Source organism: Dawidia cretensis, assembly GCF_018598175.1.
Taxonomy (GTDB): Bacteria; Bacteroidota; Bacteroidia; order Cytophagales; family Cyclobacteriaceae; genus Ohtaekwangia; species Ohtaekwangia cretensis.
On the sequence record NZ_JAHESE010000013.1, the window covers coordinates 1 to 13655 of the forward strand.

Genomic DNA, 13655 nt, shown 5'->3' on the forward strand with positions numbered 1-13655 from the left:
AGTCCATTCTTCTGCTTTATCAGCTCTCGCTTTCCGCATCCCCGCCGCTCTTCTAGCGATTGGGGATGCAAATGTAGTCCAGGTTTGATAAGATGCAAAACATGGTGCTGAGATTTTATCCACAATACACTTCCGACAACGGCTAAAGTCTGATTGTAAAGAAGTTACACTCCAGTAAATTTTTTCAATTTTTTGGTCGCTTGTAGAGTGGAACTGTACTACACGGCTCCCCAAACATTAAACTCGCCGCAAACGGTCTCAATTTGTTGGTCGCCTCCACGTATGCCGCAATGGGAACAGCCACTTTACTGCAGCCTTTTATCACGACTTTTGCATCTTTAAAAACCTGCCAATCGATTTGCGCCAGACGCTCCTGGTACAACGATACTTCCAGTGCTTCTACTGAACCAAAAAATACGTGCTTCGCATAGGGTTCTAAAGCAATGGCTAACAACATATACGCCCATGTCGGCACAATCGCATCGACAGAACACGTGACGGCTACATATGCGCCTTCATATTGTTTCCAATCGTGCGTTTTGATGTAATCACGGAAATCCTTTTCCTTCAGGATAAGTCCCTGAAAGAGCTGATCTTTTATGTCGATGAGCGCGCGCGGGCCGGGCTGATAATATTCTTCTAAGTCGAAGGTAATCAGGCCGCTGTTGGCGACGCGGTTTACAATTTGTTCTTGTGCTTCCATAGCGTTGTTAAAACATCAACATCACACCGTTTTGTTCGCCTCCGCGGCAACTTCCTGTTTCACCGGCGTTTTGATCATAAATTCTTTCAGGTAGAACGGCTCGAAGGTCACCAGGTCTTCGGTTCCGTTTCGCTGAAACTTTTCCCACGCCAGTTTGCCGACCGTATCGGCAGTAGGGTGAACATCCGCCAGGAAAAAAGCATTTTTATGTTGGATCACTCCTTGACATTTGGCGGCGCCATTTCCAAAAAACAATACCGGACCTGCTTCCAGTGCCTCGCGAAAGCTTTCTGTATCAATCACTTTGGCTTCGACGGGACCGACTATACCGTATTGCGCATCCAGTAATTGACAGTACACCTCCATGCGGCGCGCATCAATCATCGGACAAAGCAAGGCCTGCAACGTATTGAACGGTCCTGCCGCCCACGCCAACGAGTCCAATGCCCCCACCCCGATCAGCGGAATGTTGAGCGCATAACACAGGCCTTTCGCAGTAGACGTACCGATGCGAAGTCCGGTGTAGGAGCCCGGACCGGAGGAGACCGCCACCGCACTGAGCTGGGCCATTGTGACATCGGCCAGCTGCAATACCTGGTCTATGAGTACGGCCAGCTTCGAGGCGTGCGACTGCTCGCGATACGTCACCGCCGAGGCTAGCAACGTGCCGTCTGCATGCAGCGCCACCGAGCATACATGGGTAGAAGTTTCAAGACTAAGAATGATCGACATTACTTCGGAGAAAGAATTTTCTGGTAGGCCGCCGGATTGTTCAGAAGCTTTTGCGCTTCCAGTACCGCCTTGTCACGTGGCAGCGCATTTAGTGCCTGCCCCTCGTTTTGAGTGTAGTGAAAAGCAATCTGCTCTTCCAGCACCTGCATAATTTCTTTTTTAAAGCGAACAAGATCGGATTTTTTGCCGGTCTCGATCTTGGCGCGTAGCGTCGTTAACGGTCCTTCCAGCTCACTGAAGTAGCGTTCCTTCCGGGCGGTTTCGGCCAGGTGTTTCGCATTTTCTTCCAGCGGCATGTCGTAGACAAACTTAAACTCATTTAACAGAGCCGAAAACTGGGCATAATCATTTTCCGACAATCGGAATGTTTTCAGGTCGGGCATGTGCGGGTTGTACGCGCAATACCGTGACGCAAATTCAAAGACCAGCCCCGAGTTGATCAACGCGGCGGTTACACGCCCAAGGGGGTCGAATTCTACCTCCACGTCCGGGTCGAGTCCCGCGCCGTCGTATACTTTGCGTCCATTGCGGGTGGTGAACTCGCGCTTCAGCGAGTCGGCTACACGCGCTACGGTGCCGTCGTCTTTGCGGTGGGTGTAGTCCAGCGCCTGGATGCAACGGCCGCTGGGGATGTAATACTTGGCGGTCGTCACTTTCAGCTGGGCGTTGTAGGTCAGCGGGCGTGTGGTTTGCACCAGGCCTTTGCCAAAGGTTTTTTTGCCGATCAGTACGGCGCGGTCGTAGTCCTGTAATGAACCGGCCACGATCTCGGATGCCGAGGCGCTGCCGTCGCTTACCAGTACCACCATGGGTATTTCCGTATCCAGGGGATTATTGAGTGTGCGGTAGGTTTTGTTCCAGTCTTCCACTTTGCCTTTGGTGGACACCACTTCCTGTCCACGGGGGACAAAGAGGTTGACGATATTGACCGCTTCATGCAATAAGCCACCGGGGTTCTCGCGCAGGTCGAGAATAATCTTTTTGGCACCCTGTGCCTTGAGGGCGGTCAACGCCTCCCCTACCTCACGGCCGGCGCCCGGCGTAAAGTCATCCAGGCGGATGTACCCGATGCTGGGTTCCAGCATGCCGGTATAGGCCAGGTTGCTGACGGCAATTTTTTCACGGCGAATCTTAAATACCAGGTCGTCTTTCAGGCCATAGCGGTGCACGCGAATTTCTACTTCGGTTTTGGGCTTGCCTTTCATCCATGCGCTTACCTCAGACGTTGTTTTGCCTTTTACCAGGTGGCCGTCGACGGAAACGATCTCGTCGCCCACTTTCACGCCGGCGAGGTAGGCGGGAAAATCTTTATAGGGAAAAGTGATGATTGTTCTTTTATTAATAATGCCGATCAACGCGCCCACGCCGCCGTATTGGCCGGTGGTGGAGATGCGGAACGATTCGATTTCGTCTTCGGGGATGTAGTCGGTGTATGGATCCAGCGACTCGAGCATGCCGTCGATGCCTTTGCGGATCAGCTTTTGAGGCTCTACCTCATCAACATAGTAGGCGTTGACCTCTTTGAAGAGGGTGGCAAAAATATCCAGGCTTTTGGCAACATCAAAGTAACGCTCGGCGGGCTTGCGGAAGGCGACCAGCGCCATCACGGCCGTCGTAAGCAGGATCAACCACGAATATCTTCTCCACATAATCGGTAATATCTGAAATTGTACTGGCTGCTAGCCCAAGCCCGGCCGGCTTGCCGGGTGAATCATCTTTTAAATATACGCAAGGATGGGTGTCGCGGCAACCTCTTCTCGCTAGGGCGGGGAAAGAGCCATTTTGCCCAGTTTTACCAACGTTTGCCGCATTTTTCCCTGCAACTCGGCTGATAGCAGCGGTTGCTTGTGCGTATAAATAAAGGCCACGGATAACCGGGGCGCTGCCGGCAAGAGTTGCTGCTGCAGCCGGTAGGCCTCGCGCATGCGGCGTTTAATGAGGTTGCGGTCAACCGCCCGTTTAAAATTGCGCTTGGAGACAGAGATCAGGACCTGGTGCACCGGGCTTGCCGGGTCGGCCTGTGGCAAAAACAATACCTTGAACGGGAACAAATAAAAAGAGGAACCCTTGTCGAAGAGTTCCTGTATCTGTTTTTCTTTCGAGAGCCGTTCTTCCTTCCGGAATGTAAATTTCCCCATGAGATCAAATTACTCAATCTCTCCCAGGGAGTTTACTGACCCCAAAAGCGATTATTTATGCTTCAATGTCTTCTCGTCAGAAACAGTCAGTTTCTTACGACCTTTCCGGCGGCGTGAAGCCAATACACGACGACCATTGGCAGACGCCATTCTATCACGGAAACCGTGCTTGTTCTTTCTCTTTCTGCGGGAAGGCTGATATGTACGTTTCATAGTATATCCGTTTTTACCTTACTTTTTTAAGGGCTGCAAAGATGGCCACTATTTGTCAAATTTACAACTCGCCACCGCGATTTATGCCTCAACCTGTAATTCAAGCCCAAAAAGGCTGTTCTACAATTCCCGGGGCAGTTTACGCTGTCAATTCTTGTAAGACCTTTTGGGCCTGGGCCTCCTCCAGGCGAGGGCCCCATTGCGACACCACACGCGATGACGCCAGCGATGCCAGCTTACCTGCCTCCGCATAGCTGTGGCCATGCGTAATAGCATATAAAAAGGCTCCCGCGAACATGTCGCCTGCGCCGTTCGTATCGACAGCCGTCACTTTGTACGGTTCGATTTGAATAAATGTATCGCCGTCAAAGATCAGGGCGCCGTTGGCTCCCAGGGTAATCACAAACCGTTTGGCCACACCGCGCAGTTTTTCGCGTGCTTCGTTTACAGAACTGGTGCCGGTAAAGATCATCGCCTCCTCGTCGTTGCAGAACAACAGGTCTACGCTGGCGCCCACGACCTCAGTCATTTGTTGTGAGAAATATTTCACCATGCTCGGGTCGGAGAACGTCAGGGCAACGGGCACTTTGTGACGCTCGGCAATGCGCTTGGCTTCTTTCAGGGCTTCCAGGCCTTGCGGGCTGGGTACCAGGTAGCCTTCCAGGTAAACGTACGAAGAGTTTTTGATGGCGGTTTCGTCCAGGTGTGCCGGTGACAGCAGTGAGCTTACGCCCAGAAAAGTGTTCATGGTGCGTGAGGCATCGGGCGAGGTCATTACCAGGCAGCGACCCGAGTCGCCCGGAGGGCAGGTCTCGTGGCGCATATTCGTATCTACGCCGCTACGGCTCAGCTCATCCAGGAAAAACTTGCCCAGCTCGTCATTGGCAACCAGACATGAATAGAAGCTCTTTCCACCAAACTGGTTAATGGCCGTTACGGTGTTCCCCGCGGAGCCGCCCCCGGTAAGCTTGCTTTTTTTCATGTCAATGGCCTTCATCAGCTCTACCTGGCGTTTTTCATCCACCAGGGTCATGACCCCCTTCTCGATACCGTTCTTTTCAAAAAAGTCGTATTCAACTTCTGTTACAATATCCACAATGGCGTTGCCGATGCCATAAACGTCGTATTTCTTCATGCAGGGAAATTTTGGGCAAGGATACGGAATAGCCGGGGACCAAACAACTTACCCGGTGCACGTTGCGAATCTTAGGGATCCTCCTGGCTTTTATGACAGTATCTCATGAGGGGAGGTAAAAGGAGGATGTCTCCGTGTTGAGTCCGAGTATAGCCCGAGTATAGCCCGGGTTTACTCCGTGCTAAGGGACGGGGATACGACATGCTCATTCGTGTAAGTAAGTAGCCTTTGCCTCGAGGCTGTTTCTGACTGCTTCGGGCAGGGATGTTGTATGGTTGCCCAGGTTATGATTGTTACCGCTGGGCAGTCGGGAGACTGCTGACGCAGGTGCGCCGTACGCTTCGCTGGACGCTAACACCTGCCAGCAACCGTATTCGCAACTTTCATTTTACTATACTCACTATAAGGTTACTATAAGTCAACCATAGCTTTGGTATAAGTATGCTATAGGTATGGTAGTAGCTTTGGTATAAGCTCGCCTACTGTAGGCAGCATACCTTTTCCATACCCTTAGGATGCTGTTAGTATGCTTTAAGTACGCTATTGATACGGGTAATCCCCTCTTTCGACGGTGTGAATGGCTACTTTTTCTGTACGTTCATGCCCAATGTCATCTTGTACCGCCGGGCCCGGTCCGGGTAATCCGTAATAAATCCATCGACGCCCATGCCCTTCAGCGACAGCATGTCCGATGTCTCGTTCACGGTCCAGGGAATGACGCGGATCTTCCGTTTGTGCAGGACGTCCACTTTCTCCTTGGTGATCAATTTGAAGTACGGACTGTAAACAGCCGGGTTAAACCCAAGGTCGGCCAGGTTGGCGTCCACTGACTTTACGTTTTCCACCAACGCCGCCAGGCGGATCTCGGGATGCTTTTTACGCCAGTAGCGTAGCACCCGAAAGTCGAACGACTGGATCACCACCCGCTCCAGCGGAATGTATTCATCCAGCATGTCATAGACCAGGTCGGAATATTCTTCCACCGTGGGGTGAAGTTTTTTATCGCCATCGGGTGAGCTTTTGATCTCGATGTTATAATCGACTTCATACAACGTCACACCTTTAATGTGATCTTCCACCGCAATCAACACATCGCGCAGCAAGGGTTTGGTAACCGATATTTTCTGCTGTTCGGGAAACCGCTCGTTGACTTTCGAGCCGCAATCAAAGCGTGCGACCTGGGCATAGGTCATGTCGTAAATAGCGTAGCGCTTTTCATCCTTCGCTGTAAAGACGTTGCCGGTCGTGTCGAGGCAGATCTCCGACGACATCCACGGTTCGTGCGACAGTACCACCTGGCGGTCTTTGGTAATGACCACGTCCATTTCCAATGTCATCACGCCCGAGTCCAGGGCGGTGATGAAGGCAGGGATGGTATTCTCGGGCTTCAGGCCGCGGGCACCACGGTGACCCTGTACATCAAACTTCGGTGTGTAGATCTGCGCCACCAGCGGAGTGGACGACAACAAGCATGCAAGGAGGAAGTATCTAAGCATGCCGAAAGATAAAAGAAAAAAATACGAACATCCGCGAACAGCGCGAGGACCAGGCAAACCCCTCTAAAACTCCAGCCCGGCCCTGCGCTGTGCGCGGATGTCGTATGTAGTTAACTATCTCAAATTAGTGTGCTGCCTGGCTCATGTCTACTTTGCCTTTGTTAGGCTTCAGGATGAGTACGAACGGCACACATAGCAGGAAGAACACCCCAATGCCGAGGAACACGTCCATGTACGTCAGCAGCGCCGCTTGTTTCATGACCGCGCCTTCCATCGCCCGGGTTGCCATTTGCACGGCTTCACCCGCGCTGGCCCCGTGCGACATAAAGTTGCTTTCCAGGCCCGACATCCGCTGAGCAACGGCGGGGTCATACGGCGACACGTGGGTGATGAGGTCGGCGCGATGCTGTACATTCTGGCGGCTGATGTAGGTACTGATCAGCGCGATGCCAAACGAGCCCCCCAACTGGCGCACCATGCCGGTGAAGGCGGCGCCCTGCCCAATCTCTTTTCCTTTTAGCGACGAAAGCGCCAATGTCGTGGTGGGCACAAACAGGAAGCCCAGGCCCACGCCACGCAACATCAATATCCAGAAGAAGTCACCTTCGCCTGTAAACGGTGTAATAATCGTGTATGCCCACAGGCTGTAACCGAAGAACACCGAAAAACCTGCTGCAATGAGATACTTCTGCGAAAAGCCGCCTTGTATGGCCCTGCCCACGATCGGCATCATCATCGCGGTCGCGATCGAACTTGGCACCAGCATATTTCCCGATTGCAGGGCGGTCCATCCCAGCGAGTTTTGGGTAAACAGCGGGATGACAAACGTCGAGCCGTAAAGGCCAAACCCCAGGATAAACGATAGTACCGTACCGATGGCCAGGTTTTTGTCCTTTAAGACGCGTAAATCCACGGCCGGGTTTTCGGCTGTCAGCTCACGCCAGATGAACATGTATATACCTGAAGCGGCCATGACGGCGAAGATGATGATACTGGTGTCTTCGAACCAATCGTGCTCCTGTCCTTTCTCCAGTACAAGCTGGAGTGAGCCCACCGCCATGATCAAGAAAAGAATGCCCCACCAATCGACCTCGGAGAACGATTTTTTACCACCATAGTTCGGACTCTTGACGTATGACAACGTCAGCAGCGTAGCAATGACCCCAATCGGTATATTGATATAGAAGATATAGGGCCACGAGAAGTTATCGACAATATAGCCTCCCAGCGGGGGCCCGAGCGTTGGGCCGACGATCACGCCCATGCCGTACAGGGCTTGCGCCATGCCACGCTTTTCGGGCGGGTATACTTCGGTGATAATCGTCTGCGACGTTACCAGCAACGCGCCACCGCCGAGGCCTTGTATAAAGCGGAAGAACACAAGCTCCCAGATGGAGGTGGCGTTGCCACAAAGAAAAGACGCCACGGTAAAAATGACGATCGATACCGCAAAGTAATTACGGCGGCCGAACTGCTGTGAGAGCCAGCTCGTCAGCGGTACAACGATAACGTTGGCAATGGCATAGGCAGCGATCACCCAGCTGACGTCCGCGAGAGTGGCGCCGAGGTTACCCCGCATTTCGTTCAGCGCTACGTTGACGATGGTCGTGTCGATAATTTCCAGGAGCGCACACATGATCGCCGTGATGGTGATGATGACGCGGTTGAAACCGTATTCGACCAGTGATTCCTGCTGTAACATAAACTTTTATTAGTCCAGGTGTACGTCTACGATCACGTTCATACCGGCGCGCAACAGGGCTGCCTTTTCGGCTTTCTCCGTCAGCACGATTTTTACCGGCACGCGTTGGACGACTTTTACAAAGTTACCCGAAGCATTGTCGGCCGGCAGCAATGAAAATTTAGCACCGGTCGCAGGCGAGAGAGATTCTACTTTGCCTGAAAACACATCGCCGGGAAAGGCGTCTACCTTGATTTCCACTACCTGGCCGGCCTTCATTTTGTCGAGTTGGGTTTCTTTAAAGTTCGCCACTACCCACTTTTCTTTTTCGGTTACGAGGGCGAACAACGACTGGCCCGCCTGTACGTACTGACCGGGTTGTACGCTTTTGCGCGAGATCACGCCGGTAGCCGGAGCCAGTATATACGAGTATGACAGCTGAAGCCGGGCGAACTGAAGGTCCGCTTTACGTTCTTTCACCACGGTCTGCGCCAGGGCAATGTTGCGATCGCTTACCGTGCTTTGGGCTTTGCGCGCGGAAGTTTCCCGGGAAAGGGCTTCGCGTTGGCGCCTGGCCACGTCAAGTTGTTTCAAGGCCGCGTCTTTCTCGGCTTCTGCCTGCTCATATTGCTGTTGCGTAACCGAGTTGGTTTTGATCAGCTCCTGGTAGCGTTTGAAGTCTTGCTCCGCGCGCCTGGCACGCACTTGTGCAATTTCAATGCTCGCGTCGGCAGCTTCCGTATTCGAGCGTGAGGTCAACACGTTTTCCTGTGATGTAGCATAGCTGGCTTGCGAGGTGGCGAGGCTGGCTTTAGCATTTTCGAGGGCCGCTTCGGCCTGTATTACTTTCAGTGCCAGGTCACGGTCATCCAGTACGACCAGGGTATCGCCTTTTTTGACAATTTGGTTGTCTTCTACCGACAAGCGCGTTACATAGCCGGATACTTTCGGAATGATCGGATTGATGTCCGCTTCAACCTGCGCGTTATCCGTTTCTTCGTGGTGCTGGCCGTGGATATACTTCGTAATGCCAAACGTCGCGGCGGCGATTACCAGGCCCCCGAGCACGATGGCAAATGTTTTATTCTTCTTTTTCTTATTGGTTTCCATAAAGGATAAAGGTATTAGTTCTGATTATTGAAGGTTTCCGACTGATTCCTGAAGCTCGTAGTACGCTATCATGCTTTCTGCGCGTGTCGTTGCATAGTTGATGCGTGCCTGCAACAGCGTCAGGTCGGAGTCGAGATAATCCGACAGGATCACCAGACCCTGATTATATTTATTGTGTGTGATCTGATAGTTTTCTTCGGCCTGCTCGATGGCACGCTCGGTAATGGCAAGTCGTTCCACCGATTCCTGGCATTTCAGAAACTTCTGTCGTATGGTAACTTTTACTTCGTCGGTCGCTGCCTGGCGGGCCGCTTCGGCTTGCGCTTGTTGCGCCCTCGCTTCTTGCATGCCGTGGCTGGCGTGGAAGGCACCCGTCAGACTATATTTAACAGAGACCCCGGCGTTCATCGCGTTGGTGATGTTGGCGACATTGGGAATGTACGCATTTACATAGCCGGCGCTTAACCCTACCGTGGGCAGACGGCTGGCTTTGGCGGCACGGTAACCTGACTCGCCTGCTTTTACCTGGTACTCGGCTGCTTTCAGCTCGCTGCGGTTGGTCAGGCCGGCTTGCAGGTATTCGTTCCACGTGGTAAGCGGCATTTGGCCGAACATGTTTGTTGTGTCAAGCTCCAGTGTGGTGTCGTCGGGTAAGCCGAGTAACACTATGAGGTTATACTCTGCCAGCTGCACGTTGTTGTTCACTTCCGTCAGTGCCAGCTCGATGTTGTTGGCTTGTAACTCTGCTTTGAGCCGGTCGTTGCGCGCCAGCAAACCTTGTTTCTCTTTGTCCTGGAATTCTTTCACGCGCTGTTGTTCACGCTTCAGGCTTTCCTGGATGGTGCGCCGTGTTTCCAGCAGCTCATAGTATTGATAGACGGCCTTCTCGGTGTTCAGCATTACTTTGCTCTTCGCCGTTTGTTCGTCATACTTCGCCGCCTCTTCCAGGTATTCAGACATGAGACGGTTGTTCTTGATGCGGAAGCCGTTAAAGATCGGCATAGACGCCGACGCTTGTAGCAGCGCGATGTCGTGCAGATCTTCGAACATCGCCAGCGGTGAGCTGCCACTGGTTTCTCCATCGGCCGGCTTTGTTTTAATGTCTACGTTGGGAGTAGTGATGTGCAGGTAGGTGCCGCTTACTCCCACTTCGGGCCACACTTTGTCGCTTGCCTGGGCGGCCTTTGCCTGGGCTTGTTTTACTTTGGCCGACGATACGGCCAGTTCCTTGCTATTCGCTACGCCAAGATCGACCGCTTCCCGAAGGGTCAGCTTCCTGACGGACTGCGCCTGCAGGCTTCCTGCGAGTAGCAGCGCTGCCAGGGCCCACGTTATTCTTCTATACATGATAAAATTGGTTCTTGATTTATTTGATCAGGTACCCGGTCAGCAAATCGATCAGGTATTTTCGTGTGCGTTCTTTAAATGTAATGTCGTCTTCCCCCGGCCGGATCCAACGCTTTTTCAAAACAGCATGGGTAGCCTGGTACATCACGCCAAACAAGGTGGCATTCACCATGTCGACATCGGCTTCTTTCCTAAACTCTTTATTCTTTTGGCCGTCTTCCAGCAGCCTGCGCAGCTCCGCGCTGTTCTTATTGATGATCTTTGTGATGCCATCGACCAGTTCGGGCCGTTGTGTATCTGCCAGCTCCCGTTGGATAAAATGATAGCCGCGACAGTTGGTAAAGATCTTTTCCGTGTACATATCTATTACCTGGAGCAGCTTTTCCTTTGAGGGGATATCGGCATTGTTCAGGTTGTTCAGCTTCATGCGCGAGGTGGACACGGTATCTTCCAGTACCGAGAGAAATAAATTCTCCTTCGACTGAAAGTGGTAGTTGATCAGGGCCACGTTCACTCCTGCCTTGCCGGCGATCTCGCGCACGCTCACGGCATCAAAGCCACGCTCCATGAAGAGCTCGGCGGCAGCAGACAGTATTTTTTCGCTGGTCATAATTCGATGTATAAATTCACTCAGACAGGTCCGGGAGGGGTCATAGCCGGCGTCTAAAGTACTCTGGTGTCTTGTAACGGGCACAAAGTTAAACGGTTGTTTAATATTTAAACAAATGTTTAAGTGAAAGAAACTTGGACGGTATAAAAACCGATTCGCCACCGGGTTTCAAACGGTTGTGGACTTCAAAAAAAAATTATACACTTTTGACTTCGGGCGCCCACCGTCGTATCATGGGTAAAATTAATGATGCCAGTTCCGCTACCTACCGAAACCATCCTGCGCGCTGCCCGCGGCAATACGCAGGCGTTTCGCGAGGTTGTGGAGTGGCTTCAGCCTTTTGCCTACTCCGTTGCCTACCGTTTTACGGGGGATGCCGACGATGCTGAGGATATTGTCCAGGAGGCTTTTGTACGGCTATGGCGCCACTTGCCAAACTATAAGCCTGAGATTAAGCTCACCACCTGGCTGTATCGCATTGTCGTCAACCTGTGCTTTGATTTTTTGAAGTCACGCCACCGCCGACAGCAAAAGAACCGGGTTGGACTCGCCGATGGCCACGGCGTAGCCGATCTGAGCTCTCCCGAAAAAGACCTGCAGCAACGCGAGCTGCTGGACGCCATCCACCGGGCATGTGAAACCTTGCCTCCCCGACAACGGGCCGTCTTTATTCTTCGCGACCTCGAAGGGCTCTCTGCCCAAGAAGCGTGCGAAGCATTATCGATGGACCCCGGCACCTTAAAAAGCAATTTGTTTTATGCCCGCCGGCAGATGGGTGAAAAACTGCGAGCCTTGTATCAAGACAACACAAACCACTTCTCACTATGAGCTGTGAAAAATATTTACAGGACATCTATCTCTATGACGAGCTCTCTCCGCAAGCACAGGAGGTTATAGATGAGCACGTGCTTACATGTACGGACTGTCGAACATTGCTGGAGGAAGTACAACAGCAATCGGCGTGGGTGAGACATGCTTCCTTCGCACCTCCGGAAGCCAGGCATCCACAACAGCTTACTGACGCTATCCTTGCCCGCATTGAGCGGCCTGCGCGGCGCGCGACCCTTGTGACAATGCTTTTGGCGCCGATGGATTCGCTCTTTGTGCGGTATTCGCTGGCGGCAGTATCGGTGGGGTTGTTGGTGCTTTTTCTTTCAGAGCAGCAAAATGGTCCTGTCGTCGTTAAAACGATGCGTCGTCCGGCAGCATCGGCCACCCTAAATACAAATGATTTTCTACAGCCGTACACGCAGGAAAAAGAACAACGGCCACCGGCACCTCCTTCGTGGTATCAATGCCTGCGCGACGAGTCTTGTGTCGGTACATTCCTGGAAACTCGTAAACAACGAAAACTTTCTTCTCTATGAAATCCCGAATCAACATTATCATATTAACCCTATTCCTCCTGGCCCTACTTTCTGCTTGCGAGCATGACGTTGCTATGGAGACTACTGTTCATTCCGACGGATCTTTGGACAAAATGATTCACATCACCAGCGGCGGCTCATTTCAAAACATACAGGAGATACATAGAGAATCTGACAAAGCAACTATTATCACAGACAAAGACTCACCTCAAAACATTCTGGGGCTAAGCGTAGCGGATGGGTGGGCTCTAACCGCCCGGAAGACGCCCGTTGATTCCTCCGCAGAGGGCGATCCGAAGACGATTTACACGTTTCTGCGCCACTTCTCTTCTGCGGAAGAAGCGAATGCTGCGCTCGCAACGCCCAGCGATACTTTATTCCGTGTGACGAGCACGTTCGAGAAAAGATTTCGCTGGTTCTATACCTATATTTATTATGCCGATACCTACCATGCGATCAACCGGATGGGCTATCCCGTCACGAACTACACCACTGCAGAAGACTATGCCTTTATCGACCGTCTTCCCGGCGAAGGCAAAAAGATCACACTGGCCGATAGCCTCTACCTCGTGCGGCTCAACGAAAAGCTTTTCGATATCTATGGGGCCCGTGCATTGTATGAGGAGTACTACGACATTAACATCAAGCTGCTGCAACATCACCATGTCGAGCAGCAGTGGTTTGACACTTTACAGGCTCACAAGGAAAGTCTTTATACAGAGGTCATCAACAAGAAAGATATATTCGGAGATTATATGGCACACGTAATCGACAGCCTGGGGATCCCAATATCACATGAAGAAGCATTGAAATGGTTTATTCCCAAGCTCAAGCCGCTGGACGCAAAGTTCACATTCATCTCCGTGGCCAGCAATGCAAAATATCATCATCAAATCAACATGCCCTGGGATATTGTCCGAACCAATGCAGATTCCATATCGGGCAACCAGGTTTTCTGGAACCCGCCTTCCATCAAATTTTTGCTAAAGGATTATACCCTCTATGCCGAGTCGCGTCAGTTGAACTACTGGGCCGTTGCGATCTCCGGGATAGTGATTGCCCTAACGGTCTTCCTCTTCGTCCGGCGCCGACCAACATAATCGGCCACATGCGGCGGCATGCT

Annotated in this window: 14 protein-coding genes; 3 read left to right on the forward strand and 11 right to left on the reverse strand. The window is 52.1% G+C overall.

Annotated features, from left to right (window positions below; translation table 11 throughout):
- Positions 1-184: 184 nt before the first annotated feature.
- From KK062_RS14185 to KK062_RS14235, 11 genes are all read right to left on the reverse strand, one after another.
- On the reverse strand, positions 185-703 hold the full coding sequence (locus KK062_RS14185; RefSeq protein ID WP_254084969.1) for a DUF2480 family protein: 519 nt from the start codon (positions 701-703) through the stop codon (positions 185-187).
- A gap of 21 nt (positions 704-724) precedes the next feature.
- Positions 725-1435, reverse strand: a complete 711-nt coding sequence (gene tsaB, locus KK062_RS14190) for a tRNA (adenosine(37)-N6)-threonylcarbamoyltransferase complex dimerization subunit type 1 TsaB (protein ID WP_254084970.1) — start codon at positions 1433-1435, stop codon at positions 725-727.
- Positions 1435-3084, reverse strand: a complete 1650-nt coding sequence (locus KK062_RS14195; protein ID WP_254084971.1) for a S41 family peptidase — start codon at positions 3082-3084, stop codon at positions 1435-1437. The genes tsaB and KK062_RS14195 overlap by 1 nt, the downstream gene beginning before the upstream one ends.
- Before the next feature lie 111 nt (positions 3085-3195).
- Positions 3196-3573, reverse strand: coding sequence for a ribonuclease P protein component (rnpA, locus tag KK062_RS14200; protein ID WP_254084972.1), 378 nt, complete (start codon positions 3571-3573; stop codon positions 3196-3198).
- A gap of 51 nt (positions 3574-3624) precedes the next feature.
- Entirely contained in the window at positions 3625-3786 is a 162-nt protein-coding gene (rpmH, locus tag KK062_RS14205; RefSeq protein WP_254084973.1) for a 50S ribosomal protein L34, read from the reverse strand.
- Between the two features lie 139 nt (positions 3787-3925).
- Positions 3926-4921 carry an adenosine kinase gene (locus KK062_RS14210; RefSeq protein WP_254084974.1) on the reverse strand — a complete coding sequence of 332 codons (996 nt, stop codon included), beginning with the start codon at positions 4919-4921 and terminating at the stop codon, positions 3926-3928.
- Positions 4922-5502: 581 nt separating this feature from the next.
- Entirely contained in the window at positions 5503-6417 is a 915-nt protein-coding gene (locus tag KK062_RS14215; protein WP_254084975.1) for a glycerophosphodiester phosphodiesterase, read from the reverse strand.
- A gap of 124 nt (positions 6418-6541) precedes the next feature.
- Positions 6542-8119, reverse strand: coding sequence for a DHA2 family efflux MFS transporter permease subunit (locus tag KK062_RS14220; protein ID WP_254084976.1), 1578 nt, complete (start codon positions 8117-8119; stop codon positions 6542-6544).
- Positions 8120-8128: 9 nt separating this feature from the next.
- Complete coding sequence (locus KK062_RS14225) at positions 8129-9208, reverse strand: HlyD family secretion protein (protein WP_254084977.1); 1080 nt, start codon at positions 9206-9208, stop codon at positions 8129-8131.
- Positions 9209-9232: 24 nt separating this feature from the next.
- A complete protein-coding gene (locus KK062_RS14230; protein WP_254084978.1) occupies positions 9233-10555 on the reverse strand; it encodes a TolC family protein in 1323 nt (440 codons plus the stop codon).
- 19 nt (positions 10556-10574) lie between these two features.
- Positions 10575-11165, reverse strand: coding sequence for a TetR family transcriptional regulator (locus KK062_RS14235; RefSeq protein ID WP_254084979.1), 591 nt, complete (start codon positions 11163-11165; stop codon positions 10575-10577).
- 246 nt (positions 11166-11411) lie between these two features.
- Between KK062_RS14235 and KK062_RS14240 the strand changes: the two genes are divergently transcribed.
- Genes KK062_RS14240 through KK062_RS14250 form a run of 3 tightly spaced genes read left to right on the forward strand, consistent with a single transcriptional unit; the run spans position 11412 to position 13632 of the window.
- Positions 11412-11993: an RNA polymerase sigma factor gene (locus KK062_RS14240; RefSeq protein ID WP_254084980.1), complete on the forward strand. Its 582-nt coding sequence runs from the start codon at positions 11412-11414 to the stop codon at positions 11991-11993.
- Positions 11990-12532 carry an anti-sigma factor family protein gene (locus tag KK062_RS14245; RefSeq protein WP_254084981.1) on the forward strand — a complete coding sequence of 181 codons (543 nt, stop codon included), beginning with the start codon at positions 11990-11992 and terminating at the stop codon, positions 12530-12532. The genes KK062_RS14240 and KK062_RS14245 overlap by 4 nt, the downstream gene beginning before the upstream one ends.
- Positions 12529-13632 (forward strand): hypothetical protein, encoded by a 1104-nt coding sequence (locus KK062_RS14250; RefSeq protein ID WP_254084982.1) that lies wholly within the window; start codon positions 12529-12531, stop codon positions 13630-13632. The genes KK062_RS14245 and KK062_RS14250 overlap by 4 nt, the downstream gene beginning before the upstream one ends.
- The last annotated feature ends 23 nt before the right edge of the window (positions 13633-13655 follow it).

Coding starts and splice junctions, on each gene's coding strand:
- KK062_RS14230 (WP_254084978.1), bottom strand. CDS start 10,555: ATGTATAGAAGAATAACGTGGGCCCTGGCAGCGCTGCTACTCGCAGGA.
- tsaB (WP_254084970.1), bottom strand. CDS start 1,435: ATGTCGATCATTCTTAGTCTTGAAACTTCTACCCATGTATGCTCGGTG.
- KK062_RS14250 (WP_254084982.1), top strand. CDS start 12,529: ATGAAATCCCGAATCAACATTATCATATTAACCCTATTCCTCCTGGCC.
- KK062_RS14210 (WP_254084974.1), bottom strand. CDS start 4,921: ATGAAGAAATACGACGTTTATGGCATCGGCAACGCCATTGTGGATATT.
- KK062_RS14220 (WP_254084976.1), bottom strand. CDS start 8,119: ATGTTACAGCAGGAATCACTGGTCGAATACGGTTTCAACCGCGTCATC.
- KK062_RS14195 (WP_254084971.1), bottom strand. CDS start 3,084: ATGTGGAGAAGATATTCGTGGTTGATCCTGCTTACGACGGCCGTGATG.
- KK062_RS14245 (WP_254084981.1), top strand. CDS start 11,990: ATGAGCTGTGAAAAATATTTACAGGACATCTATCTCTATGACGAGCTC.
- rnpA (WP_254084972.1), bottom strand. CDS start 3,573: ATGGGGAAATTTACATTCCGGAAGGAAGAACGGCTCTCGAAAGAAAAA.
- KK062_RS14215 (WP_254084975.1), bottom strand. CDS start 6,417: ATGCTTAGATACTTCCTCCTTGCATGCTTGTTGTCGTCCACTCCGCTG.
- KK062_RS14225 (WP_254084977.1), bottom strand. CDS start 9,208: ATGGAAACCAATAAGAAAAAGAAGAATAAAACATTTGCCATCGTGCTC.
- KK062_RS14240 (WP_254084980.1), top strand. CDS start 11,412: ATGATGCCAGTTCCGCTACCTACCGAAACCATCCTGCGCGCTGCCCGC.
- KK062_RS14185 (WP_254084969.1), bottom strand. CDS start 703: ATGGAAGCACAAGAACAAATTGTAAACCGCGTCGCCAACAGCGGCCTG.
- rpmH (WP_254084973.1), bottom strand. CDS start 3,786: ATGAAACGTACATATCAGCCTTCCCGCAGAAAGAGAAAGAACAAGCAC.
- KK062_RS14235 (WP_254084979.1), bottom strand. CDS start 11,165: ATGACCAGCGAAAAAATACTGTCTGCTGCCGCCGAGCTCTTCATGGAG.